The sequence below is a fragment of the Methyloceanibacter stevinii genome, from assembly GCF_001723355.1.
Classification (GTDB): domain Bacteria; phylum Pseudomonadota; class Alphaproteobacteria; order Rhizobiales; family Methyloligellaceae; genus Methyloceanibacter; species Methyloceanibacter stevinii.
The window spans coordinates 1-25,640 of the sequence record NZ_LPWE01000010.1 but is presented as its reverse complement, the minus strand read 5'-3'; the positions used below and the strand labels follow the sequence as shown (position 1 = coordinate 25,640).

The window sequence follows — 25,640 nt, the reverse complement described above, 5'->3', positions numbered from 1 at the left end:
TGCAACCGGCCGGTTCGGTGCAAGGGGACCAGAGCAAGAATGGAAGAGGAGCTAACTCCTGACCTGTGCGTGATCGGCGCGGGCTCGGGCGGTCTCTCGGTGGCCGCCGCCGCAGCTCAACTCGGCGTTTCCGTCGTGCTGGTCGAGAAGGGGCTCATGGGCGGCGATTGCTTGAACTATGGCTGTGTTCCGTCCAAGGCTCTTCTGGCAGCGGCAAAGCGCGCCGATGCGGTCCGGACAGCCTCCAATTTCGGTATCGACGTGCTCGAGGCCCAGATCGACCACCGCGCCGTCCACGATCACGTACACCGCGCGATCGCCAATATCGCCCCCAACGATTCCCTCGAGCGCTTTACCGGCCTTGGCGTGCGGGTCATCCGGGCGCAGGCGAGCTTCCTCGACAAAGAGACGCTGGAAGCGGGCTCCGTGCTCGTCCGTGCGCGGCGCTTTGTGATTGCTACCGGCGGCAAGCCGAACGTGCCTGCGATCCCCGGGCTCGACGAAGTTCCCTATCTGACCAACGAAACCATTTTCGATCTCGGGGAGCGGGTGCAGCACCTGATCGTGCTCGGCGGCGGGCCCATCGGGCTCGAGCTCGGACAGGCCTACAATATGCTCGGCGCGGATGTGAGCATCTTCGACACCGGAGAGTTCCTCACCAAGGAGGACCCCGAGGCGGCGCGCGTGGTGCTCAAGCGTCTGCACGAGTCCGGCGTCGCGATGTATCCCAATACGCGGGTGGAGCGTGTGGAGCCGTCGGTCCAGGGGCTCGCGGTCCATTTCAGCCAGGGTACGGACAACGTCATCGTCAAAGGCTCGCACATCCTCGTGGCGACGGGGCGCCGGCCGAACCTGAAGGCGCTCAGCCTCGATCGCGCCGGGGTCACGCACACCGATCGCGGCATCAAGGTCAACGAGCAGCTCAAGACGTCCAACCGGAAGATCTATGCCATTGGCGATGCCATCGGCGGTCAGCAGTTCACGCACCTCGCCAACTATCATGCGAGCATCGTGATCAAGAACGCACTGTTCCGGCTGAAGCCGGACGTCAGCGCGATGCCCATTCCCCGGGTGATGTACACCGATCCCGAATTGGCCCAGGTCGGGCTGACGGAGAAGGAAGCGCGCGAGAAATCCCGCCGCATTCGAATTTACCGCTGGCCGTTCGCAGACAACGACCGCGCCCAATGCGAACGCCAGACGGAAGGGTTCATCAAGGTCATCACGAAAAAGGACGGCACGATACTCGGCGTCACGCTCGTGGGACCCGAGGCCGGTGAGTTGTTGCAGCTCTGGATCGTCGCGATCGCCAAGGAGATGCGCATCGGCGATCTGACGTCGCTTGTTCTGCCCTACCCGACCTTCTCCGAAGTCTCGAAGCGGGTCGCTTTCGCCTATTATCGTCCATTGCTGACCAAGCGTTGGCTGCACTGGATCATCGGTCTGCTGCGCAAGCTCGGCTGATCGCCGACCATCCCACCCCGTAACGCCCCCTGAATCGGCCGGTTCCCCGGGGCCACAAACTAGGGATTCTTGCTCCAATTACGGGTATTATGATGGGACGCCAGGGCGATAGCCCGGCCGAGCCGCGTTTGAACCTGACGACGCGATTTGAGCCGAAATGACGAGCAATACCAGTGAACGACCAGTCTGAGCATAAGAGCCTGGCCTCCTCGCGGGTTACCCGGGCCGTAGCCGGGCTGTCCACGAAGCTGCTTTTGCTGACCATCCTGTTTGTGATGTTGGCGGAGGTCTTGGTGTTCGTGCCGTCGGTGTCGAATTTCCGGCGCCAATGGCTGATGGAGCGGCTGCAGGCGGCGCAGATCGCCTCGCTCGCCGCAGAGGCGGCGCCGGACGGACGCCTGCCGACCAAGCTGCGCGACGAGCTTCTGGATCGTGCGCGGGTGAAAGCCATCTCGGTGAAGCACGAGGATTCGCGCGTGCTCATCGTGCGGATGGCCAAGCCCCAAGAGGTCGAGACCTACGATCTGCGCGAGGCCTCTTGGGCCTACCTCATCGGCGACGCGCTTATGGTCTATCTCGCCCCGGACAATCGCGTGATCCGCGTTGTCGGCGAGCCCGACTTCAGTCCCGGCGAGATGGTCGATGTCGTGATGGAGGAGGGGCCGCTCAAGGCGGCCATGCTGAAATACGGGCTCGACATTCTCGGCCTGTCCATCCTGATTTCGATCATTACCGCGACGCTCGTTTTCCTCGCGCTCGACTGGCTGCTCGTGAAGCCCATGACGCAGCTCACACGCAATATGGTGCGGTTCGCCGAGCAGCCCGAGGATCCGAGCCGGATCATCGCGCCCTCGAGCCGGCGCGACGAGATCGGCACGGCGGAGCGCGAACTCGCCGCGATGCAGAACGAACTCTCTCAAACGCTGTCGCAGAAGACGCGTTTGGCCGCGCTCGGGCTGGCGGTGAGCAAGATCAGCCACGATCTGCGCAACATGCTGTCGAGCGCGCAGCTCCTGTCCGACCGCCTCGCCGAAGTGCGGGATCCGACCGTGCAGCGGCTGGTGCCGAAGCTGATTGCATCGCTCGACCGGGCCATTCGCCTCTGTGTCCAAACGCTCGACTTCGGCCAGGCTCAGGAGGCGCCCCCCAATCGTGCGCGCTTCGCGCTGGCGCCGCTCGTGACCGAGGTGGGCGATGCGCTCGGCCTCCCGCGTGAAGGGGCGATCGATTGGGACGTGAATCTGGAGAGCGGGATCGAGGTCGATGCGGACCGCGACCATCTCTACCGGGTTCTCTCAAACCTTTGCCGCAACGCGGTGCAGGCATTCGAAAGCGTGCCCGACGGCATGGGCACGATTAGCGTGTTCGCGCGGCGGGACGGCGCAGTGGTGACGATCGATGTCGTGGATACGGGGCCCGGGGTTCCCGAGCAAGCGCGCAAGCGCCTGTTCCAGGCGTTTCAGAGCGTGGCGCGCAAAGGTGGCTCGGGATTGGGCTTGGCCATCGCGGCCGAGCTGATCATGGCCCATGGGGGCCATATCGAATTGGTCAGCAATGACGGCGGCGCCACGTTCCGCATTACCCTACCCGACGTCGTTGTCGAACTGGAGCGGGCGCGGCGCCGCCGTGCTTAGCCGTTAGAGGCGCTGGGGAAAAGCGCCTTGCTAGTTCTTCTCGGCTGGGACGGCGCTGCCTTCTTCCTTGCCGTCCTTGTAGGCCGTCTTGCTGTAGCTGTCGCCGTCCTTGGTGATCTTCGTCACCCAGCCGTCGGCCCAGTTCACGGTGGCGGTGTCACCCTCGGCCTTCCACGAGCCGGTCAGGTCGTCGCCAGCGCGTGTGCCTGTGGCCGAGCCCTCCTCGTCGAGGGTAACGGACATATCGTTGCCTTGCGTGTCCTTGGTCGTGTAGCTGCCGATGAAGCCGCTGCTTTCGGTGGCGGTATCTTCCTCTTTCGGGGCATCGCAGCTGGCGAGCGTCAAAGCCAGTGCGGCTGCCGCGAACATGGCGGTCCATCGTGAGACATGTCGAGTCATGGTGTTTCTCCCTTGACAGTTATGGGCACGAGTATAGCCGAAAAACATGTCGGGTTGTCTGTCGCTGTCGTGCTGGCCCGGACGTCTCACTCAAAGTCGCTCCAATCAACGGTGTCCTCGCTGACAAGCTCACCTTTCATGGACGGGCCATCTTCGTGGACGCGATTTCTGTCGCCGCAGACGAGATAGTGCCAGTCTTCGAGCGGTTCCCCTCTGAACACCATCCGGTAGGCGCAAGTCTGGGGAAGCCAGTTGAGCTGCGAGACGTTCTGAGGCGTGATCTTGACGCAATCCGCGACCCTGGCCTTCCGGTTTGCGTAGTCCGTGCAGCGAAGGCTGTCCAAGCACAGTAGGCGGCAGGCTGCGTTGGACAGGACGATTTCACCCGTGTCGATATCCTCGGCTCTGATCTGGCAGCAGAGCCCACATCCGTCGCATAGGGATTCCCATTCCTGCTCGCTCATCTCGTAGAGCGGCTTGGCTAGAAAATCGGGCTGGTTCGTCGAGGGCATTGTTTTTGTCAGGGTACTTGTCAGGCTCTGATATCCGGGCGTGTTGTGGAACAGCGGTTCGGACGATGCAAATTTGGGGATCGCCCCGCTATGGACGTCTCTCGGAGCCAAATTGCGACAAGAATTGCCGGAAGCTCTTGCTATCGAAGTCCCCAGGTATTAGCTAGGCGGGTCTTGAGGGGACCGGTCACGGACCGCCTTCGACGCGCCGAACCGCCAACCCATTGCGGTTCTTGGCCTTTTGCGCCGGTAGCTCAGCTGGATAGAGCACCAGACTACGAATCTGGGGGTCGGGAGTTCGAATCTTCCCCGGCGCGCCACCCTTTCCCGACGATCGCTGGAAACGCACCGATTCCAGGTGTGCCGCCGCACTGGCCGAGAACCTCGGTCGTGCCGGCCCGTCGATGGACGACTGTGGATTACTCGCCGGGCGCCGGCGACGGCGCGGCCGATGAACCTTGCGTGTCGGCCGTCTTGCCGTAGCCCGCGAGCCGGAACACGAAGATCGACAGCGCCGGCAGGAAGGTGACCGTGACCACCGCCGTACCCATAATGCCGAACAGGACGATTGCCCCGACGCCGCGGTAGAGCTCGGTACCCGCCCCCGGGATGAATACGAGCGGGGCGAGGCCGCAGATCGTGGTCACCGTGGACATGGCGATGGGACGGAGCCGCGAGGCCACGGCCTCCATTACGGCCTCCTTGGCGTCGAACGCCTTTTCGCGCAGGTTCGACAGCGCCCGGTCCACGATCAGAATCGGATTGTTCACCACGGTGCCCATGAGAATGAGGAAACCCAGCATGGTGATCATGTCGAAGGGCTGCACGAGCGGATCGAGGCCGAAGCGCGGCAGGAACGAACCGACCCAATTCATCAGCGCGAGACCCACGAGGCCGCCGGCGACGCCGAGCGGGATCGTGGTCATGATGAGCAGCGGGTAGCCCCAATGGGTGAAGATGGCGACCAGCAGGAGATAGATGATCACCACGGCCACGAGATAGTTGCCCGAGAGGGCTTCCCGCGTGGCGTCGAGCTGATCCGAAGCGCCGGAGATCGACATGCTCACCTCGTAGGGCACTTCACCGGCATGCTTCATCTCATCGACGAGTTCGGTACGGACGATCTGGACGGCGGTTTCCAGGGCGACATTTTCCGGAGGGATAATGTTCAACGTAACCGTCCGCCGGCCGTCGATGCGGCGGATCGTGTTCGTGTCCACGGTCTCTCTGATTTCGGCCACCGACGACAGCGGCACGATCGTACCCTGCGGCGTGTACACCGGCATCTGCGGAAGCATGTCTAGCGAGGTGCGCAGCGCGTCCTTGCTGTAGAAATAGATGTCGATCTTCTCGTCGTCCTGGAAGAACTCACCCACATAGGCACCGTCGGTCAGTGCGGCCACGGTGAAACCCACGTCGTCCGAGGTCATCCCGAGTTCGGCGGCGCGGTCCCATTTCGGGCGCACCTCGATCAAAGGCTGGGACAGGGTGAGCGTCGACGGATCGGCCTGGATGCGCGGATTGTCGAAGATCTCTCCGGCACGGCGGTAGGCGGTCGCGGCGACGGCATAGACTTCTTCGAGGCTCGGACCGGCGATATCGAGACTGACGCTCCGCGTGCCGCCGTCATTACTGGTGATGATGGAGCCGCGTGAGACGAAGGCCTGCATGCCCGGATAGGTGCGGTATTTCTCGTTCACCACCTTCATGAGTTTGCTGATGTCGCCCGGGTCGACGGTCTCCGCGACGATGCGAAGGCCGTCCGCCTCCACCATCAGGAACGAGTATTTGAGCGCGGGCACTTCCGCCTCGCCGCGATGGAAGCGTTCCGGGTCGTCGTTCACGAACGGCATCAGCCAGGCCTGCACGTCCTCGCCGATCTCCTCCACCGCTTCGAGATTGTAGCCGGGCGGTGCGTTGAGGCGCGCGAACATCTTCGGCTCTTCGCCCTCGGGGAGATATTCGGCGGGCGGGGTCAACAGCAGGATGATCGCGGCGCTCCCACCCGCAACACCCAAGATGCAAAGCGCCCGCCGCAGCGTCGTTGCCATCAGCCAGCCCACGCCGCTCACGATGGCGCCGTCGGCCGCATCCGCGGCCTTGTTATCCTTCGGCGTCAAATCGAAATGCGCCGCCGCAGTTGGCACAACGGTGATCGCCACGACCATCGAAGCGAGAATCGAGGCCGATACGGCGATGGCGATATCGGAATAAAGCTGCCCGGCCTCTTCCTTGATGAAGACAATCGGGACGAAGACGAGCACCGTGGTCAGCGTGGAGGCAAGAATTGCGGGCCAAACCTTGCGGACGCCTTCGATCGCGCCCTTGAGGCGCCCCAGCCCCCGTCGTCGCTCGAGATCGATGCTTTCCAAGACGACGATCGTGTTGTCGAGAGTCATGCCGATCGCAAACGCGACGCCGGCGAGCGAAATCACGTTGATGGTCCGTCCCGCCAGAAGCAGCCCGATAAAGGCTGCGATGGTACAGATCGGAATTCCGATGACGCCGATCACCGTGGCCTTGGCCGAACGCAGGAACAGAAACATCACTAGGGTCGCCAGGACCGCGCCGATGGACAAGTTCGTCCAGACATTGCGGATCGAGGCTTGGACATAGTTGACGTCGTCCGCGGTCAGCGCCAATTCCAGGCCCGCCGGGATCAGCACCTCGCGATTGATGTTCTCGACTTCCTCCATCACCGCATCCTTGATGGCGATGACGTTGGAGCCGGCCTCGCGCCGGATCGAGAGGAACATGATGGGCCGTTCGTTCACGAAGGCCCTTGTGTAGATCTCGAAATGTCCGAGCCGCACATCGGCCACGTCCCCGAGCCGGATGATGTTATCGCCCCGCCGGGCGATGATGAGCTCTTCGAGATCCTCCGGTTTGTCGAACCGGCCGATGGTGCGCAGCAGGTAGCGCCGCTTGCCGCTCTCGATCTCGCCGCCTGAGGTGTCGCGATTGCGCTCGGAGACCGCGCGGCGGACGTCGGTCAGGGAGATCTTGCGTTCCGCCAGCGCGGCGGGGTCGACCATGATCTGTATCTGCTTCTCGGCGCCGCCGCCGAGCCGGACGTCCGAGACGTCTTTCACGCTTTCCAGCCGCGCTCGCACGTGGTCGTCGATGAAGTCGCGCATCATGTCCATGTTCAGATGACGCGGATTGCCCGGGAGCGGCGAGACCCGGAAGTACATGAAGGAATTGGCGCTGAACGAACTTGCCCGCACGCGCGGCTGGTCGACGTCCTCCGGATAGGAGGGGACCTGGCTCAGCGCGTTGTTGATGCGGATGAGCGTCTCGTTGAGATCGATATTGTAGGGGAACTCCAGCTCGATCCGTGCTTCGCCACTGGAGGACCGCGAGATGATGCGCTCCAGGCTCGGGATCGAACGGAGATACTCCTCCTGCTCGATGATGATCTCCTTCTCCACGTCCTGGGGCGTCGCGCCTGGCCAGCGCGTATGCACGGTCACCGTGCGAACCTCGAGGTCGGGGATCATCTGGACGGGAATGCGGAAGGCCGCGAGAATACCCAAGACGCAGACGATGAGCGTCATCACCGTCACAAGGGTTCCACGTTGGACAATCCGTTCAAGCATCAGGGGCCTTTCTCTCGCACCGCGTTCTAGCTTGCCAGCTGGACGGCTTGACCTTCGCGCAAGGACTCGTTGCCGCGCACGACCACGCGCTCGCCCTCCTTCAGTCCCGAGAGCACCTGCACCAGTCCGTCGAAGGCCAACCCGATTTCCACGCGTCGCTCGGTGACGCTCGTCTTGTCTCCGTCGTTCTGCACGACCCAAACGGTGATGCGGCCGTCCGGATAGCGGATCAGCGCGTCGCGGCTCACGACCACGTCGCGCGCGCCGGTGTCTAGGTCCACGAGACGCGGGCGGACATGCCCGGCGTGATGGGAATGTCGGTTCGTGTGGGCAGGACGCGCAGCGTGAAGGTCCGTGCATCCGGATCGCTCACGGGGATCAGCGCGCCGATCTTGGCGGGAATCCGTTCTCCGGGAAGCGTATCGATCTCGAGGGCGACATCGGCGCCGTCGCGCAGCCGCGCGTAGTAGTCCTGAGGCACCGGCACGTCGACGCGGAAGTTCTTCATGGCAACGAGTTCGAACACGGCGGTCCCGGGCGTGACCCATTGGCCGATTTCGACCATCCGCCTCGAGATGACGCCGTCGAAGGGCGCCCTCAGCTTGTGGCGATCGAGGACCACCGACCGGCGCCTTTGTTCGGCGCGATGGCCGTCATGGGTCGCGGTATCGATCTCGACTTCCGCTTGCCGGGCCTCGACTTCGTTTTGGGGGCCGTATTTCCGCTTGGCGAGACTAGCCGCGATGTCCAAGCGGCGTTTCGCATCCTTGACCTCTCCTGCGGCCTGCGCAGCCATGGCCGCAGCCTGCTCGTAGGCGGCTTCCTCGAGTTCGGAGTCGAGCTCCAGCAGCAGATCGCCTTGTTTCACATAGGCACCGCTGTCGAAATGAACCTTGCTCACCAGGCCCGGCACCAAGGTGGAGATCTGCGAGGCATGGGGCGAGGACACGCTCCCGGACAGTTCGAGCTTTCGGATCACGGGCGATTGCCGCACGGTCTCGGTTTCGACCGGCGGAACGGGCTGGGCCGAGGCCGGGCCGCGCGTCAGCCCTGTCGCCGCAAGGCACAGGGCAAGCATCGCGAGTCCGACCTTTGTCTTCCGGCCAAAGGGGGAGCCTGTCTCGGTCGTGATTTGCTGTTCGCGGTCCATGTACTTTCGGTCGGCGTTGGGCGTTCCGGCCAATGTAGGGCACGAGTCCCGGCCCGAACATTACGTTACGGAAAGGTCGCTCAGCCCAGCCTGACGACGATCGGCGCGATTGTAGGGATCGGGGGCCGAACGGACTAGGTCGCATTTGGCAAAATAACTGGGATGTGAAGCCACTGGGCCGTTCTCTGCCGGCGCTATCGGTGGGTAGCGTTAACGCGCACCGCCCGCGAATGGCCCCGGATGCGGGGGAACGGCGGCGCGACTACGAGGCCAGCAGGTCTTTCAAGACTTGGTCGATGAACTGCGTGTCGGGCTCGTTCTGTCCCGCCGCGCTCATATGTCCCCAGATCGAAGGAATCTCCAGGAGGCGGCCGCTCGGGAGATGCTGCAACTCGTCCTCGCTGTCGGCCGTCCGGAAATACAGGTCTGTCATGCAGGGCATCAGCACCGTGTTGGCGGTGATCGCCGCGAGCGCCGCGCCGAGGTCGCCCTGGAACCGGTCGTTGGCGCTGATGTCGTTGTGGATCCAGGTCCACGTCATGGCCATGATGTTGTTGGCGTCGCGCTCTTTGTAGAGCGCGTCCCAGTAGCCAGTGATGTAGTCGTCGAAGGTCTCGAAGCCGAGTGCTCGATACCCTTTGGCACGGTACCAATCCTGCGAATAGGCCCAGCCCGCGTAGATGCGTCCAACCGCCCTCAGGCCGCCGAGCGGCGGCGCGTCGTAGTGGCCGTCTTGGAACAGGCTGTCGGCCTCGATCGCCGCGCGCAGACTTTCGAGGAACACGCGATTGTGGTCCGTCGTCTTGGCTGTCCCGCATAGGCAGGCGAGGCGCGGCACCATCTGCGGATAGAGTGCGGCCCATTGGAAGGCTTGCTGGGCGCCCATGGACCAGCCGACCACCATGGCGAACTGCTCGATGCCGAGCACCTCGGTCATCAACCGGTGCTGTTGCCGCACATTGTCGTAGATGGTGATGTCCGGAAAGCCGCCGCCGCCAAAAGGGGCCGGCGTGTTGGTCGGCGACGAGGAGACGCCGTTGCCGAACATGTTGGGCACGATGATGAAGTAGTGCTCGGGGTCGAGCGCGCGGCCCGGGCCGATCATGAATTCATTCTGCTCGTGCGTGCCCCCGAAGCGGGTGGGAAACAGGATCGCGTTGGAGCGATCCGCGTTCAGCGCGCCGTAGGTCTTGTAGACCAGCCGGGCATCGGGAAACGGTTCGCCCCCTTGCAGTTCGAGGTCGGCAACGAGCTCTGAAATCTCAGCCTTGGACACAATGCACTCTAGAAGAATTTGAGGTAGCGGTCCCGCTCCCAATCGGAGACGTGGTTATGATAGCTCGACCATTCGTCTCTTTTGAAGTCGATCCAGGCCTCATGCATGGCGGGACCGAAGACCTGTTTGGTCAGAGGGTCGGCCTCGAACGCGTCCACGGCCTCTTCCAGCGTGCGGGGGAGGAGCTTCACCGCCCAGTGCGTCCAGCTCCTCCGGCGTCTTGCGGTACATGTTCTCCCGGTAGGGTTCGCCGGGATCGATCTTCTCCCGGATGCCCTCCAGCCCTGCCGCCAGCGCCAGCGCGCGCCGAGATAGGGGTTGCAGGAGCTATCGGCAGGCCGCAGCTCGACGCGGCCGCCTGCCAGTGGGATGCGCAAGGAGTTGGTGCGGTTGTTGTTGCCGTAGCAGGCGAAGACGGGCGCCCATGTAAAGCCCGACATCGATCCCTGTTTGATCAGCCGCTTGTAGCTGTTGACCATGGGCGAGCACACAGCGCAGATCGCCGGAACATGGCGGAGCAACCCACCGAGAAAATGGTAGCCCAGCTGGGACAGCTTGTTGCCGCGGGCATCGCTCGGTGAGGCAAAGAGATTTTCGCCGGTCTCGGTGTCCGCCAGGGACATGTTGAAATGGGCGCCGGAGCCTGCGCGGTCGCCGAGGGGCTTGGGCATGAATGTCGCGAACGCGCCGTGCTGTCGTGCGATCGAATTCGCCATGAAGCGGAAGAAGACGTAACGGTCCGCCATGGTCAGGGCGTCGGCGTAATTGAAGTCGATCTCGAACTGGCCGATGCCATCCTCGTGGTCGAACGAATACACGCCCCAGCCGAGGCCGTTCATCGCGTCCACGAGGTCGGAGAGCCAGGGAAGATTGTCCAGCAGCCGGGTGGCGTCGTAGGCGGGCTTGTCCAGATGAGGGAGCGCCGAGAGCGGTTCGTAGCCGCCGTTCTCCGTGTCCTTGAACACGAAGAACTCGGCCTCCATGCCGAACTTCATCGCAAATCCCAATTCCGCCGCAGCCTCGATCTGGCGCTTGAGGATGTTGCGGGAGCAAGGCTCGAAGGGCTCGCCCTCGCACCACAGGTCGCTGGCGAGCCAGGCGACGTCGGGCTGCCAGGGCAGGATCGTGCAGGAGGCGGGGTCCGGATGGGCCGACACTTCCTCGTCGCTGACGTCCTGCGGGACGCCGTCCAGCGCCGCGCCCGTATAGAGTTCTGAGCCGGCCAGCATCTGGCCGATATGATCGAGCGGGACGATTTTCGTCTTCGACACGCCGTGCATGTCGGAAAAACTGGCCATCAAATATTTGACGCCCTTGTTCGCAAGAACCTGCTCAAGCTTTGCTGTGCTCTCCGGCGCGTGCTCGTCCAATGGAAGTTCCTCTCCGTCAGTGTTTGTCGTGTGTTCTTGGCCCCTCACGACGAACCCCGCCAACCCAAAAGGGGCCAACGGGGTTCGCCGCTTCGGTGGGCTAACTCAGTCTTTGCCTTTGATCTTCTCGAAGGCTTCGGTTTCGTGTTTTGCGGCCATGACGATCGTGCCGAAGCAAGCGATCACCGCTAGGGCCAGGATCAGGTAAAGCACTCCCGGCATGTCCGCGAAGGTGAAGTAGGCGCCAGCCCCTTCCCAGGTTGTGATCGGACTACTGTCCATTGATTTCTCCTTTCAAACTTTGCGTAACGAGCCGGTCGGCTATTCGGCCGGCGCCAGGGTTGCACTCTTGTATCCCGCCGCTTCCGGGTAGGCCTTGGCGGGAATTTCCGCCAGGTCGAGCCCGATCTCCTGCACTTCGTCCGGCACCCGCAAGATGCCCACGGACTTGAGAAGGAGTGAGACGAGATAGCCGGGAACGAACCCGCACAGCATCATCACGATCACACCGACGAGCTGCCCCATGAAGGACGTCGCCGGAGCATCGCCTGGTCCAGGGAAACCGGAGGCGAAGATGCCGACGGCCAGAACCCCGAGAATGCCGGAGAAGCCGTGCACGGAAACCGCGCCGACGGAATCGTCGATACCCATTTTGACCAGGAAGTCGTTGCCGGGCTTTATGATCACGCCGCCGACGATGCCCAGAAGGAAGGCCAGAGGCGGATACCAAAGGTCGAGGCCCGCGGCCGCCACGAAGATGCCGGCAAGCGCGCCGGACATCATCCAGAACGGATCGCGCGTGGTGATCCAGGCTCCGATGATGCCACCCGAGAAGCACATCAGCGTGTTGAAGCCATAGGCCGACAGCGTCATGGGCTGACCGTAGATGTTGGTCCACTGGGCACCCGGATTGAGGATCGCACAGCCGCCGAGGAAGCCGAAGAAACCGACGATGATGAGCATCAGTCCGATCAGCACCATTGGAACGTTGTGCGGCAGGAGCTCATTCGCCGTCCCGTCCTCGTTGTACTTCCCGATACGCGGCCCGAGATTGATCAAGACGCCAAGGGCGAAGAAGCCGGCGACAACGTGGATGAGGCCGGCACAGCCAACATCATGGTAGCCGAATTTCTTCAGGAGCCAGCCGTCCGGATGCATCCCCAAGACGCGGCGAGGATCCACGCCCCGGAGCCCAGCACGATCGCCAATATCACGAACGCCGAAACGCGAATGCGCTCGATCACAGCACCCGAGAACACCGACGCGGTCGTTGCCGCGAACAGGACGAAGGCAGCCCAGAAGACGCCCGTCGCATTGTCCTGCAGGTTCGGTCCCATCTCCGGCGCCCACGGCAGGCCCACATTGCCGTCTGCGACGGGAATGAAGCCGTTGGGGAAGGCGAGATAGATCCACCAACCGAAGAAGAAGAACGTGGGGACGATGAAGGCAAAGGCGAGAATGTTCTTCACGCCGGATGCGAGCACGTTCTTGGCCCGCGACGCCCCCATCTCGTAGGCGAGAAAACCTGCATGAATGCAGATCATGATCGCCGTACACCACCAGTAGAAGATTTCTACGTCGACTGTGCCGAGCATACCGCTCGACTTTGTTAGTTCCGCTATTTGCTGTTCCATCAGCAACACCCCCTTCGAAGCACAAAGGCCTGTTTTTCCAGGCCGATTGCCGCTTTGCGCAGCGACATCCCATTTCCGCGCAGGAAACAGAATTTACGAGCATTTACGGGAGCAAAGAGTGTGCCAGGCCAAAGAGCGTGCGCGAATCAACGGCTTGCCCAAAGTGGGCCAAGATTGCTGCATCGCTTGCTGATTTCGCAGGCAGCGAACTGCCTAAGGATTGACACGCCGTACGCGGACTAAAAGAACTTCAGGTAGCGGTCGCGTTCCCAGTCGGAGATGTGGTTGTGATAGGCATCCCACTCCTCGCGGCGGAAAGTTGCGTAGGACTTGAACATCTCCTCGCCCATGACCGTTCGTGAGAACGGGTCCGCTTCGAAAGCGTCGATCGCTTCTTCGAGCGTGCGGGGGAGAAGGGCGATACCCATTTCCTGCAACTCCGCCGGGGACTTGTTGTACATGTTCTCGGTGTGCGGCTCGCCGGGATCGAGCTCTTCGCGGATGCCCTCCAGCCCCGCACTGAGGATCATTGCGGCCCCCAAATAGGGATTGTTGGCCGAGTCGGCCGCCCGCAATTCAACACGCCCTCCGCCGAGCGGAATGCGCAAAGCGTTCGTTCTGTTGTTGTTGCCGTAGCACACGAAGACCGGCGCCCAAGTCGAGCCGGACATGGAGCCTTGCTTGATGAGGCGCTTGTAGCTGTTCACCGTCGGCGAGACGACTGCACTGATTGCAGGCAAATGCCGCAACACGCCGGCGACGAACTGGTAGCCAAGCTTCGAAAGTCCGCATCCGCGCGGATCCTGATCGTCCTTGAAGAGATTTTCGCCCGTCTCCAGGCTCGCGAGCGACATGTTGTAGTGGGCGCCGGACCCGGTGCGATTGGCGAAGGGTTTCGGCATCCACGAAGCGAAATAACCGTGCTTGCGGGCGATCGCGTTCGACATCATGCGCAGGAAGACGAAGCGGTCCGCCATGGTCATCGCATCGGCGTAGCTGAAATCCAGTTCGAACTGCCCGTTGCCGTCTTCGTGGTCGAAGGAGTAGACGTCCCAGCCGAGGTCATCCATGGCGCTCACGAGTTCCGAGAGCCAATGCAGGTTGTCGAGAACGCCGTAGCCGTCATAGCAGGGCTTATCGAGCGTATCGCGATCGGACACTGTGACGGGGCCGTTCTCCGTGTCCTTCAACACGTAAAATTCAGCCTCCATGCCGAGATTCATGACGAGGCCCAGATCCGCGGCCGCCTGCGTCGCGCGCGTCAGGATGTTCCGGCTGCAGGCCTCGAAGGGCTTGCCCTCACACCAGAGATTGCTTGCGAACCAGGCCACGTCGGGCTGCCAAGGGAGGATGATGCACGATGCGGGGTCCGGCCGGGCTGAGACTTCCTCGTCGCTCACGTCCTGTGGTACGCCATCGAGGGCCGCGCCCGTATAGAGCTCCGACCCGGCCAGCATTTGTTCGAGATGGGAAAGAGGCACCATCTTGGTCTTCGACACGCCATGCATGTCGGAGAAGCTCGCCATCATGTACTCCACACCTTTGTTGCTCAGTTGACGGTGGAGTGTTTCGAGCTCTGTAGGCGTGGACGACATGCTGTTCTCCCGTTGCTGACACTGAACCAAGGTGCGTGAATGCTAGCAATGGAGCGAGGATGTGTAAGAGGTTTTGTCGTGGCAAGCCTCTTATGCCGCACTGTGTCGCGGCTCGTTCTCAGCGACTAGGGATTGAGAGCCTTCAAGAGGTCGTTTCGCGCACTTTCCAGGTGCTCGGCCATACGCTTTTGCGCGAGCAACGGGTCGCGCGACTCGATGGCGTCGAGAACGGCTCTATGCTGACGATTATATTCCGCGATGGCCTCCGGCATGAGGATGTTGGCCTTCATCGCACCCCATTGCGCGTTGAGGCGAACGTGGTTGATCTGCCGGAAGACGTGGATCAGAAACGGATTGGCCGAAGCCTGGGCCAGAAGGAGATGGAACTCTCCATCCCATTTCGAGAAGTCGTCTTGGTCGCGAGTGGCGCCCGCGCTTTCCAGAACACCCTCCAAGTCCTCGATCGTCCCGGCATCGGCGTGCTCTGCGGCAAGCCGTGCGGTAAAGGGTTCGACGGCGGCACGGGCGCGATCAGGTCCAGCGGCGTCAGCCCGCCGATGAAATCCAGCAGTGAGCCGCTCGACTGAGGGGCCGCGCCGACGAACGTCCCGCTGCCGAGACGCCGCGAGACGAGGCCTGCCTTTTCCAGCTTGTCGAGCGCCCGCCGCACGGTCGAGCGCGCCGTGTTGAATGTCTGGGCCAGCTGTCGTTCAGCAGGAAGGCGCTCGCCTTGCGAGTAGGCGCCCGTCTCGATCGCACGCTGTAGGTACGCAGAGACGATCTTGACGCCGGACGGACGCTTGGGGGCTTGCGGGACCGGGAGCTCGGTGTCGTCGTTCGATTGCGGGTTCACTCAAGAAGCTCCTTGCTGCAAGCCCGGTTCGGCGGGCTGCTTCGCCACAAGTCTAGCCGATCGCATCGCGCTCGCTATTACCCCATTCGATATAGTCGCTTAGGGGAATGCGGTAGCGCACGAAGTTGTCGGCTTTCGTGTAGCGGTCGTAGAGCGCCCGGGCGGTCTCGTTCCCCGCGTCCGTATGCCAATAGAGCCGGTCCCAGCCCTTCTTTTCGGCAAGCCGGAGGAGGTCGTCGATCAGCGCGCCCCCCACGCCGTGGCCACGCACGTTCTGATCGACGAAGAGATCCTCGAGATAGCAGTTCGGCCCGGCCGTCCAGGTCGAGGGGTGAAGAGTGGAAATCGCAAAGCCTGCGATCTTGCCGTCCATCTCCGCGATGCGCGCGAACACCGGACCATCCGGATCGAGAATGCGGGACCAGGTGAGGGCGGTCACCGCCTCGGGCACATCGACTTGGTAGAACTCGGTGTAGCCGGACCAGAGGCGGCGCCAAGCCGCCTCATCGCGCGGGTCCGGATCACGGATCACGATCTCTGCGACATCCGCCACTAGCAATCGAGCGAGTCGGCCCGCTCCCAGCTTGTGAGTTCGCGCGAGAACTCGTTCCAGTTCTTCATCTTCAGTTTGACGTAAGCGTTCACGAACTCGTCGCCGAGTTCGCGCCGCAACATCGCCGAGCCGTCGGTAAGCCGAAGGGCGTCGAGAAGGTTGAGCGGCAGCTTCTTGACGTTGGCGGGCGCCTTGTAACCCTCCGCATACATGTCGATGTCGAGCGGCTTGCCCGGATCGGATTTGTTGGCGATGCCATCGAGGCCGCTGGCCAGGATCACGGCGGGGAACAGATAGGCATTCGTCGCACCATCGGCGAGCCGGAACTCGAACCGGCCGCCGCCGGGCACGCGGATCATGTGCGTGCGGTTGTTGCCGGCGAAGGTCACCGTGTTGGGCGCCCAGGTCGCACCTGACGACGTGACCGGCGCATTGATGCGCTTGTAAGAGTTGACCGTGGGATTGGTGATCGAGCAGATCTCGTCCGCATGGTCGATCAGGCCGCCGATGAAGTTGTAAGCGTCCTTGGAGAGGCCAAGCGCATCATCGGAATCTTTGAACAGGTTCGTGTCGCCCTTCCACATGGACAAATGCATGTGGCAGCCATTGCCCGTGAGGTGGGCGAACGGCTTCGGCATGAAGGTCGCGCGGATGCCGTGCTTCTCGGCAATGGCCTTCACCATATATTTGAAGAACACCATGCGGTCCGCGGTGGTCAGAGCGTCGGCGAAATCCCAGTTCATTTCGAACTGGCCATTCGCGTCCTCATGGTCGTTCTGATACGGCCCCCAGCCGAGTTCCAGCATGCAGTCGCAAATCTCTCGGACCACGTCGAAGCGGCGCATCAACGCCGATTGATCGTAACAAGGCTTGGCTTGAGTGTCGCCGGCGTCGCTGAGAGCCTCGCCGTCGGCACTGACGAGGAAGTATTCCGGCTCCACGCCGCTCTTCATCGTGTATCCGGCATCCTCCGCCTTCTTGAGCAGGCGCTTCAGGATGTTGCGGGGGGCTTGTTCGACAGGTTTGCCGTTCATGTAGGGGTCGGCGGCAAGCCAGCCGACTTCAGGTTTCCAAGGAAGTTGTATGAGGCTTTCCGGATCCGGAATGGCCAGCATATCCGGATGCGCCGGCGTCATGTCGAGCCAGCTCGCAAATCCGGCAAATCCGGCGCCTTCCTGCGCCATATCCGAGATGGCACTGGCCGGGGCCAGTTTGGCGCGCAAAGTTCCGAACAAATCAACAAATGAGATAAGGAAATATTTGATGCCCCGGTCCTGGGCCTCTTTCGCAAGATCGATCGCCATTATCGTCCCTTTCAGATGAAAAGAGGCCCGCAAATGCGAGCCTCTGAATGTGTGTTCAACCTATTTGTCGGTCAGTCCCGGAATCCATGTCGTTCCCGCCAGAGGCACCTGAGCCATGGCAGCGGCCTCGACGGTGAGGGCCACAAGATCCTCAGGCTCGAGGTTGTGGACGTGGCTCTTGCCGCAAGCCCGCGCGATGGTCTGGGCTTCGAGTGTCAAGACCGAGAGATAGTTGGCCAGCCGGCGTCCACCCAGTTGGGGATCGAGCCGCTTGGCCAGTTCCGGGTTCTGAGTGCTGATGCCGGCCGGGCAATTGCCTCGTGCCAGTCGTCGTAGGCGCCGGCCGTTGTGCCAAGCGCTGGTACTCTTCTTCAAAGGCTGGATCGTTGTCACCGATCGCCACGAGCGCAGCCGTTCCGATGGCGACGGCATCGCGCCGAGTGCGAGTGCCTTGGCAACGTCCGCGCCCGAGCGAATGCCGCCGGACACGATCAGTTGCACTTTGCGATGCATGCCCAAGTCCTGCAGGGCTTGGACCGCCGGGCGGATCGCGCCGAGCAGGGGCAGGCCGATATGCTCGATGAACACTTCCTGCGTTGCCGCGGTGCCGCCTTGCATGCCGTCGAGCACCACCACGTCGGCCCCTGACTTCACCGCAAGCGCGGTGTCGTAGTAGGGACGGGAGCCGCCAACCTTGATGTAGATAGGCTTCTGCCAGTCGGTGATTTCCCGCAGTTCCTGAATCTTGATTTCAAGATCGTCGGGGCCCGTCCAGTCGGGGTGACGGCAGGCAGAGCGCTGATCGATGCCCTTTGGCAAGGTCCGCATCTCGGCCACGCGATCGGAGATCTTCTGGCCGAGCAACATGCCGCCGCCACCAGGCTTCGCCGCTTGGCCGATGACGACCTCGATCGCATCTGCACGGCGCAGATCGTCCGGGTTCATGCCGTAGCGGGAGGGCAGAAGCTGATAGACGAGAATAGAGGAATGTCCTCTTTCTTCCTCCGTCATGCCGCCGTCGCCCGTCGTCGTCGATGTACCCATCTTGCTGGCGCCGCGGCCAAGGGATTCCTTGGCTTGCGCGGACAGCGAGCCGAAGCTCATGCCGGCGATCGTAACAGGGATTTTGAGGTGAATTGGCTTTTGCGCAAACCGCGTTCCAAGCCACACATCCGTCGAGCATTTTTCGCGGTAGCCCTCGAGCGGATATCGACTCATCGAGGCGCCCAGAAAGAGCAGATCGTCGAAGTTCGGCAGTTTGCGCTTCGCGCCGCCGCCGCGAATGTCGTAAATGCCGCTGGCTGCCGCCCGGCGAATCTCAGACAGCGTGTAGTCGTCGAACGTCGCGGACTTGCGCGGTGTCGTAATCGGTGTCGCGTCCATTAGTATTCCCCAGCGTGATCGACATTGAAGTTGTAGAGCTGGCGAGCCGAACCGTACCGCTTGAATTCGGATGGATCGATTTCGCCGTTGAATCCGGCCTTGGTCAGGATGTCGTGAACGGTGGCCTTGTGCTCGTCTCTCATTTCTTTCTCTATACAGTCCGCACCGAGACTCTTGACGCCGCCCCGGACAAACAGCCGGGCTTCGTAGATCGAGTCCCCAAGAGCATCACCTGCTTCGCCAAACACGACGAGATTGCCCGACTGCCCCATGAAGGCGCTCATGTGGCCGACGGATCCTTTCACCACGATGTCGATACCCTTCATCGAGATGCCGCAGCGCGAGGACGCGTTGCCGTCGATCCGCAGGAGCCCGCCGCGACCCGTGGCGCCGGCGGCTTGGCTCGCATCGCCGCTCACATGCACGAAGCCGCTCATCATGTTTTCGGCGACGCCGACGCCCGCATTCCCGCGAACCTGCACAGTCGCAAGCTTGTTCATGCCCGCGCAGTAGTAGCCCACGGGACCGTTGATCTCGACATTCAGTGGTGCGTCGAGACCGGCCGCGATGGCATGCTGACCGGCTGGGTTCTCAATGACCCAATGCGTTTCATTCGTGTCCTTGGGGAGCTTGTGCAGCGCCCCGTTGAGTTCTCTTAGTGGCGTAACGCCAAGATCGATTTCCGGCATTCTCAGCGCTCCCAGAAGTAAACAGTGGCGGGCTCCGGCTCCCAGATCCGCGCGTCGCCGATGCCCGGCAAGTCCGCGAGAACCCGGTATTCGGATCCGAAGGCGACGTATTGATCGGTTTCGGCCATGACCGCCGGCTTGCAGGCGATGCCGTCGCGCAGCACGCCAAAGCCGTTCTCGGTGCCGACGACAAAGGTGTAGAAGCCGTCCAGGTCCTCGAGACCCACTTCCAGCGCGTCGCCGAGGGAGAGCCCCTCGTGCATGCGGTGGGTCAGATAGCCGGCTGCCACTTCCGTGTCGTTCTCCGTCTCGAACGTCATTCCATCGCGGCGAAGTTCGCGGCGAAGGTTGTTGTGGTTCGAGAGCGATCCGTTGTGGACCAGGCACTGGTCGTCGCCGGTCGAGTAGGGGTGCGCGCCATTGGTGGTGACGGCGGACTCGGTCGCCATGCGGGTATGGCCAATGGCATGGGTGCCCCGCATCGTGGCGAGCCCGAAGCGGGCCGCCACATCGGCCGGCAGGCCCACTTCCTTGAAGATCTCCATGCGGTTGCCGCGGCCCACGACCTCGGTGTCGGGGCTCTCGGTCGCCAGCCACTCGTCGAGGCGGTGCTCGGCCTCGTCCGGGATCGAGACGACCGCATGGGTGTCATGCAGCACCGCGCTCGCGTCCGAAAAGGCTTTCTCGATGTTCGAGACGGTCTCGCGAATGGCGTCGGCGGACGTACCGCGCAGCGTAATCTTGGTCCGGCCTTCCTCACCTTCGCCATACACGGCGAAACCGGCGCTATCGGGCCCACGCCCCGTCATCGTCTCGAGCATGCGCGCCGTCAGGCGGCCAAGCTCAGGTTCGAGAGCGGGGTCTTTTATGAATAATCCAACAATCCCACACATGTGATCGTGCTCCAGTTTTCTACTGCAGCCAGCATGCGACAAAGCGCCTGCCGGCGTCAACCAGCAAGAAATAATTTTTCCTAAGAGGAAATTCAAGAGCTGTGTGGGAGACAGCCTATTGGCGCGGGTAGACGATGATCGAGAGGTAAGTCATTGGAGTCGTGACAAGTTCTTCCGGCCCATGGAGCGCGCCTGCGTCGAAGAAAAGTGAGTCTCCGGGCCCCAGCGGGTAGAGCTTGTCTGCATGACGGTAAACGACCTTGCCGGTGAGCATAAAAATGAACTCCATCCCGTCATGCTGGAACTGCGTGTAGGTGCTGGCGTCCTTGCTGAGCCGGATCAAATAGGGCTCCACGACGATGTCGCCGGCGAGGGAGTGGCCCAAAAGTTCGTAGTGGTGGCCCGCTTTGGTTCCGCGCCGCTCGATCCGGACACCTTGGCCCGCAGGCACAAAGGAGCAATCGCGCCGTTCCTCGAAATCGGCGAAGAAGCTCGTCATGGGGACGTGGAGCGCCTCCGCGAGCGCCCTCAGCGTCGAGAGGCGAGGGGGACGGCCGCCGTTCTCGATCTTGGACAACATGCCCGGCGAGAGGCCGGCCTGCGCGGCCAGATCGGTCGCGGTGAGCTGAAGCCGCTGACGCAGCGCGCGGACCCGGCGGCCGATGGACGCCTCGAGGTTGAGATCGGTCGAGGGAGCGTTAGACCCTGTAACCGAGGCAACGGGCGCGGGTGGCTTGGCGGGTTCGCTACGCGCGGCCGGCTTCTTTCTCGTCTGGGTGCGCGCGCGGAGTTCCTTTGAAGTCAGTCGTGATGCCATCGCTCCCCTCCGTGGCGCTCATGGACGAGCTTGCCGAAAGCCGAAATCTCCCGACAGCGCAAAACTCTAGCACCAATCGTTTGACCGGCGCGACTGCTACGTAAGCGTTCGTGTCCGGCTGGGCGGTTCCCCGAACGTTTGGGCGTAAGCCCGGGAAAATTGGCTGGCGGAGCCGAAACCGGTAGCGAGCGCGACGTCGAGGACAGGCAGCGACGTCTCGCGCAAGAGGTGACGGGCCCGTTCCAGCCTCAACCAGCGATAATGCTGATGAATGCCGTGGCCCACATATTCATGGAACAGCCGCTCAAGCTGCCTGAGCGAGATTCCGGCTTCTTGGGCGAGCTCGTCGCGGGGCACCGGTTGTTCGAGATTCATCTCCATCACGCCCAAGACGCGCAGCACCTTCTCGTCCGCGATGCCAAGACGGTAGCGCAGGTCGAGACGCTGCGGCCCGTAGCCCTCGCGAATGTGAGTGTGCAGGAACCAGTCGCCGACAGCCGCCGCCAGAGGACGCCCGTGGTCCCGCTCGATCAGCGCCACCATCATGTCGAGCGCCGATATGCCGCCCGAACAGGTGATGCGGTTCCCGTCGATCTCGAAGAGGGACGGCACCACGGTCACGTGGGGGAAAGCCTCGCGAAAGGCGGGCAGGTGCTCCCAATGCAGCGTCGCCCGGCGATCGTCCAACAGCCCGGCGCGCGCCAGGAGGAACGGACCGCCCGAGATGCCTCCTAGTGTCGTGCCCTTACGTGCCAGCCGGCGAAGGCAAGAAAACGTCGTCCGGTCGCTGAAGGTCGCCGGGTTGCCGCCCGCGCATACAAAGACGATGTCGGCGGTTCGTTCGGTGCGCGTGCCGCAATCCGGGATGACCGCCACGCCGTTCGACGCCGAGACGGGGTCGCCCGACGGGGCCGCATGCCACCAGCGATACAGGGTTTCCCCGGATAGAAGGTTCGCGGCGCGCAAGGGCTCGATCGCCGCCGTGTAGGACATGAGGCGAAGCCGGGGACGAGCAAGAAGCCGACAGTTGTGCTCGAGCTCTCACGAGTCATTAGACATCTCGAACCGTGTTGCGCGCGAGCGAACTGCGCGCCTTTGGTTGCGGGAGTTGAAGCACTGTATGCTGACCCATCGCGGCCGCCTTTGCGACTATCTCCAAAGTCGTAACCCCCCAAAGGCGGGAAAGCTCAAGCACATGTCGTAAAATGTCAATCAGCAAAAACGCCTTCGCGCACAGTTGCGCTCATGCGTTACTCACTCGCCAGCCTCTTCGCGAATGCACTGACCGGCAACCGGAACTGGAAACCGGTCTGGCGCGAGCCGGAACCGAAGCCGTCCTACGACGTGGTCATCGTCGGTGGCGGTGGGCACGGACTCGCCACGGCGCACTACTTGGCCAAGGTACACGGCATCACGAATGTCGCCGTGATCGAGAAGTCCTATCTCGGGTCGGGCAATGTGGGGCGCAACACGACCATTGTCCGGTCCAACTACCTCCTGCCCGGCAACGAGCCCTTCTACGAATGGTCGATGAAGCTCTGGGAAGGGCTGGAGCAGGATATCAACTACAACGCCATGGTAAGCCAGCGCGGCGTGCTGAACGTCTTTCACTCCGACGGGCAGCGCGATTCATTCGTCCGGCGCGGCAATGCCATGCGCTTTCATGGCGCCGATGCCGAGTTGCTCGACAAGGAGCAAGTCCGGGCTCTGGTGCCGTTCGTTGATTTCGAGAACGCACGCTTTCCCATAAAGGGCGGCCTGTATCAGCCGCGCGGCGGCACGGTGCGTCATGACGCGGTGGTCTGGGGTTATGCGCGGTCCGCGGATCAGCACGGCGTGGACATCATCCAGAACTGCGCGGCGACGGGATTCCGGATCGAGAACGGTCGCATCGTCGGCGTGGAGACCGAGAAGGGTTTCATCGGCGCCAAGAAGGTCGCGCTGTCCGTCGCGGGCAGTTCTTCGCGCGTCGGCGAGATGGCGGGGATGCGTCTACCCATCGAGGCCCACGTGCTGCAGGCCTTCGTCACCGAAGGCATCAAGCCGCTGCTCGATACGGTGATCACCTTCGGCGCGGGCCATTTCTATTGCAGCCAGTCCGACAAGGGCGGTCTCGTTTTTGGCGGCGATATTGACGGCTACAACACCTACGCCCAGCGCGGGAACCTGCCTGTTGTCGAAGACGTCGCCGAGGGCGGCATGGCGCTGATCCCCGCGATCGGGCGGCTGCGGGTCCTCCGGTCCTGGGGCGGTCTGCTCGACATGTCGATGGATGGCTCGCCCATCATCGACCAAACCCATATCGACGGGCTCTATTTCAACGGCGGCTGGTGCTACGGCGGCTTCAAGGCCACGCCTGCCGCTGGATGGTGCTTCGCCCATCTCATCGCCACCGGTCAGTCTCATCCCTTCGCCACAGCCTATCGCTTCGATCGTTTCGCCTCGGGCCGCGTGATCGACGAAAAGGGCATGGGCGCCCAACCGAATTTGCACTGAGGAAGGGCTATGCGGATCACCTGTCCCTATTGCGGCGCGCGCAACCTGGAAGAGTTCACCTATCGCGGCGATGCGACCGTGAAGCGGCCCGAAAGCATCGAAGAGACCGCGCGGGATGCCTGGATCGATTACGTGTACCTTCGCGACAATCCGGCCGGTCTCCACAAGGAGCTTTGGCACCACAGCGCGGGCTGCCACGCCTGGCTTGAAGTGACGCGCGACACCACCACCCACGAAATCGTTGCCGTCGAACGCGCGGCGAAAGAGCGCGGGAACGATGAGTCAGATCAATCGACTGTCGGGTAAGGGGCTTGTCGACCACGGCAAGACGGTGTCGTTCCGCTTCGACGGACAGCAGTTTGAAGGGCATCCAGGCGACACGTTGGCCTCGGCGCTTCTCGCCAACGGTACTCGTTTGGTCGGGCGTCGTTCAAGTATCACCGTCCGCGCGGCATCCTCACCGCGGGATCCGAGGAACCCAATGCGCTGGTCGAGCTTCGCACCGGTGCGCGGCGCGAGCCGAACACGCGTGCGACCACGATTGAGCTCTACGACGGTCTGGACGCCACGAGCCAGAACCGCTGGCCGTCGCTGAAATACGATCTTCTGTCGGTCAATCAGTTGGCCTCGCCGATCTTCGGCGCCGGGTTCTACTACAAGACCTTCATGTGGCCCGCCTCGTTCTGGGAGAAACTTTACGAACCGATGATCCGCCGGGCCGCCGGCCTCGGCTATCCATCGAAGGAGCCCGACCCCGACACGTACGAGAAGATGAATGCGTTCTGCGATGTCCTCGTCATCGGTGCCGGCGCGGCCGGGCTTTCGGCGGCATTGGCAGCCGCGCGGGCAGGCGCGCGCGTTATTCTGTGCGACGAGGACTTTGCCCTCGGCGGCCGCCTCTTGGCGGAACGCGGTGAGATCGACGGTCAGTCCACGCAAGACTGGGCGCAGTCCGCGATTGCCGAACTCGAAAGCCTTCCCAATTGCCGTATCCTGCGGCGCACGACGGTCTTCGGCGTTTATGACGGCGGAATCTATGCGGCTGTCGAGCGCGTCGGCGATCACCTTCGCGTGCCGGAACCTCATACGCCGCGGCAGCGCCTCTGGCGGATCGTCGCCAAGCAATCTGTCCTTTGCGCTGGTGCGTTCGAGCGGCCGATCGTGTTCGGTGACAACGACCGCCCCGGCGTCATGCTGGCGGGCGCGGTACGAACCTACGTCAATCGCTTCGGCGTCACGCCCGGCCGCAGCGCCGTGATCTTCGCCGACAACCACGATGCACTGCGGACGGCCACAGATTTGGCCGATGCGGGTGTCGCCGTGCGCGCCATCGTCGATCCGCGGCCCCAGCGCTCCGCCGCGGCGGAACAGGTCGCCTCTGCGGCGGGGGCTCTCTACGTCAACGGAATCATCGACGGCGTTAGCGGCGCCCATGGCATCAAGTCCGTACGGGTCAAGGATGCGCAAGGCGCCACGACGGCGGTCCCGTGCGATCTCCTGGCCGTGTCCGGAGGTTGGAACCCGGCGCTCAACCTGACGACACATCTGGGCGGCAAGCCGCGTGGGACGAAGCCCTATCATGCCTCGTCCCCGGTGGCCTTCCCCCAGGCATGCGCGTCGCCGGTGCGGCGGCGGGCCAATTCTCTTTGCAAGCCTGTTTGGGAAGCGGGGAGGCGGCGGGTGCCGGATCCGCAGAGGAAAGCGGATTCTCTCCCTCGGCGCCCAGCCGTCCCGCGCCTACCCAAAACAGTGGGCCGGCCACGCCCGTCTGGTATGTCGAAAGCAGAAGCGGCAAGGCGTTCGTCGATTTTCAGAACGATGTTGCCTCCTCCGACGTGAAGCTTGCGGCGCGGGAAGGCTTCCGCGTGCCCGATCACGTCAAGCGCTACACCACGCTCGGCATGGCGACAGATCAGGGCAAGACGTCGAATCTCAATGGCGCGGCTGTGCTGGCCGAGGCGACGGGGCGCATCTCGGCGCGTCGGCTCCACGACGTTCCGTCCTCCCTTCACGCCGGTC

The 25,640-nt window shown here is 62.8% G+C and carries 23 protein-coding genes, 1 tRNA gene and 2 pseudogenes; 6 read left to right on the top strand and 20 right to left on the bottom strand.

Annotated features, from left to right (window positions below):
* Positions 1–39: 39 nt before the first annotated feature.
* Together AUC70_RS04030 and AUC70_RS04025 are read left to right on the top strand one after the other, a co-directional pair.
* A complete protein-coding gene (locus tag AUC70_RS04030; protein WP_069443715.1) occupies positions 40–1,464 on the top strand; it encodes a dihydrolipoyl dehydrogenase family protein in 1,425 nt (474 codons plus the stop codon).
* A 173-nt stretch (positions 1,465–1,637) separates the two neighbouring features.
* On the top strand, positions 1,638–3,098 hold the full coding sequence (locus tag AUC70_RS04025; protein WP_069443714.1) for a sensor histidine kinase: 1,461 nt from the start codon (positions 1,638–1,640) through the stop codon (positions 3,096–3,098).
* 30 nt (positions 3,099–3,128) lie between these two features.
* Here AUC70_RS04025 and AUC70_RS04020 read toward each other — a convergent pair whose 3' ends face one another.
* On the bottom strand, positions 3,129–3,497 hold the full coding sequence (locus AUC70_RS04020) for a hypothetical protein (RefSeq protein ID WP_141701943.1): 369 nt from the start codon (positions 3,495–3,497) through the stop codon (positions 3,129–3,131).
* Positions 3,498–3,583: 86 nt separating this feature from the next.
* Entirely contained in the window at positions 3,584–4,009 is a 426-nt protein-coding gene (locus AUC70_RS04015; protein WP_069443712.1) for a YcgN family cysteine cluster protein, read from the bottom strand.
* Positions 4,010–4,252: 243 nt separating this feature from the next.
* On the opposite strand from AUC70_RS04015, the gene AUC70_RS04010 reads away from it, so the two are divergent.
* Positions 4,253–4,329 (top strand) — tRNA-Arg (locus tag AUC70_RS04010).
* A 99-nt stretch (positions 4,330–4,428) separates the two neighbouring features.
* Here the strand turns inward: AUC70_RS04010 and AUC70_RS04005 are convergent.
* The 18 genes and pseudogenes from AUC70_RS04005 to AUC70_RS03935 form a co-directional block, all read right to left on the bottom strand.
* The gene (locus AUC70_RS04005) at positions 4,429–7,608 is read right to left on the bottom strand and encodes an efflux RND transporter permease subunit (RefSeq protein ID WP_069443711.1); all 3,180 of its coding nucleotides are present in this window, start codon (positions 7,606–7,608) and stop codon (positions 4,429–4,431) included.
* 26 nt (positions 7,609–7,634) lie between these two features.
* A complete protein-coding gene (locus AUC70_RS04000) occupies positions 7,635–7,889 on the bottom strand; it encodes a permuted SH3 domain-containing protein (protein WP_069443710.1) in 255 nt (84 codons plus the stop codon).
* A complete protein-coding gene (locus AUC70_RS03995; protein WP_069443709.1) occupies positions 7,880–8,758 on the bottom strand; it encodes an efflux RND transporter periplasmic adaptor subunit in 879 nt (292 codons plus the stop codon). The genes AUC70_RS04000 and AUC70_RS03995 overlap by 10 nt, the downstream gene beginning before the upstream one ends.
* Before the next feature lie 262 nt (positions 8,759–9,020).
* On the bottom strand, positions 9,021–10,034 hold the full coding sequence (locus AUC70_RS03990; protein ID WP_069443708.1) for an alpha/beta fold hydrolase: 1,014 nt from the start codon (positions 10,032–10,034) through the stop codon (positions 9,021–9,023).
* Positions 10,035–10,042: 8 nt separating this feature from the next.
* Entirely contained in the window at positions 10,043–11,404 is a 1,362-nt protein-coding gene (gene glnT / locus AUC70_RS03985) for a type III glutamate--ammonia ligase (protein ID WP_083241235.1), read from the bottom strand.
* A gap of 105 nt (positions 11,405–11,509) precedes the next feature.
* Entirely contained in the window at positions 11,510–11,686 is a 177-nt protein-coding gene (locus AUC70_RS17360) for a hypothetical protein (protein WP_174202138.1), read from the bottom strand.
* Positions 11,687–11,725: 39 nt separating this feature from the next.
* The gene (locus AUC70_RS03980) at positions 11,726–12,586 is read right to left on the bottom strand and encodes an ammonium transporter (RefSeq protein ID WP_280138216.1); all 861 of its coding nucleotides are present in this window, start codon (positions 12,584–12,586) and stop codon (positions 11,726–11,728) included.
* On the bottom strand, positions 12,538–13,038 hold the full coding sequence (locus AUC70_RS18295; protein WP_280138215.1) for a hypothetical protein: 501 nt from the start codon (positions 13,036–13,038) through the stop codon (positions 12,538–12,540). The genes AUC70_RS03980 and AUC70_RS18295 overlap by 49 nt, the downstream gene beginning before the upstream one ends.
* A 239-nt stretch (positions 13,039–13,277) precedes the next feature.
* Entirely contained in the window at positions 13,278–14,633 is a 1,356-nt protein-coding gene (glnT, locus tag AUC70_RS03975) for a type III glutamate--ammonia ligase (protein WP_069443707.1), read from the bottom strand.
* Positions 14,634–14,758: 125 nt separating this feature from the next.
* A complete protein-coding gene (locus AUC70_RS17800; protein ID WP_083241234.1) occupies positions 14,759–15,325 on the bottom strand; it encodes a FadR/GntR family transcriptional regulator in 567 nt (188 codons plus the stop codon).
* Positions 15,244–15,486, bottom strand: a pseudogene (locus tag AUC70_RS17795) (GntR family transcriptional regulator); the annotation flags it as partial. The gene AUC70_RS17800 and the pseudogene AUC70_RS17795, both read right to left, overlap by 82 nt.
* Before the next feature lie 52 nt (positions 15,487–15,538).
* The gene (locus AUC70_RS03965; protein ID WP_069444117.1) at positions 15,539–16,021 is read right to left on the bottom strand and encodes a GNAT family N-acetyltransferase; all 483 of its coding nucleotides are present in this window, start codon (positions 16,019–16,021) and stop codon (positions 15,539–15,541) included.
* Between the two features lie 17 nt (positions 16,022–16,038).
* Entirely contained in the window at positions 16,039–17,343 is a 1,305-nt protein-coding gene (glnT, locus tag AUC70_RS03960) for a type III glutamate--ammonia ligase (RefSeq protein ID WP_069443705.1), read from the bottom strand.
* A 60-nt stretch (positions 17,344–17,403) separates the two neighbouring features.
* The gene (locus tag AUC70_RS03955; protein WP_244505486.1) at positions 17,404–18,726 is read right to left on the bottom strand and encodes an FMN-binding glutamate synthase family protein; all 1,323 of its coding nucleotides are present in this window, start codon (positions 18,724–18,726) and stop codon (positions 17,404–17,406) included.
* The gene (locus AUC70_RS03950) at positions 18,726–19,415 is read right to left on the bottom strand and encodes a GltB/FmdC/FwdC-like GXGXG domain-containing protein (protein ID WP_069443704.1); all 690 of its coding nucleotides are present in this window, start codon (positions 19,413–19,415) and stop codon (positions 18,726–18,728) included. Before AUC70_RS03950 ends, AUC70_RS03955 begins: the two co-directional genes overlap by 1 nt.
* 2 nt (positions 19,416–19,417) lie before the next feature.
* Entirely contained in the window at positions 19,418–20,308 is an 891-nt protein-coding gene (locus AUC70_RS03945) for a class II glutamine amidotransferase (RefSeq protein WP_069443703.1), read from the bottom strand.
* Positions 20,309–20,423: 115 nt separating this feature from the next.
* Positions 20,424–21,125, bottom strand: a complete 702-nt coding sequence (locus tag AUC70_RS03940; protein ID WP_069443702.1) for a helix-turn-helix domain-containing protein — start codon at positions 21,123–21,125, stop codon at positions 20,424–20,426.
* A gap of 96 nt (positions 21,126–21,221) precedes the next feature.
* Positions 21,222–22,118, bottom strand: coding sequence for a GlxA family transcriptional regulator (locus AUC70_RS03935; protein WP_342021954.1), 897 nt, complete (start codon positions 22,116–22,118; stop codon positions 21,222–21,224).
* Between the two features lie 252 nt (positions 22,119–22,370).
* Between AUC70_RS03935 and AUC70_RS03930 the strand changes: the two genes are divergently transcribed.
* The 3 genes and pseudogenes from AUC70_RS03930 to AUC70_RS03920 all read left to right on the top strand — a co-directional run.
* Entirely contained in the window at positions 22,371–23,621 is a 1,251-nt protein-coding gene (locus AUC70_RS03930) for a sarcosine oxidase subunit beta family protein (protein WP_069443701.1), read from the top strand.
* Between the two features lie 9 nt (positions 23,622–23,630).
* Positions 23,631–23,927 (top strand): sarcosine oxidase subunit delta, encoded by a 297-nt coding sequence (locus AUC70_RS03925; RefSeq protein WP_069443700.1) that lies wholly within the window; start codon positions 23,631–23,633, stop codon positions 23,925–23,927.
* Positions 23,899–25,640, top strand: a pseudogene (locus AUC70_RS03920) (2Fe-2S iron-sulfur cluster-binding protein); the annotation flags it as partial. The gene AUC70_RS03925 and the pseudogene AUC70_RS03920, both read left to right, overlap by 29 nt.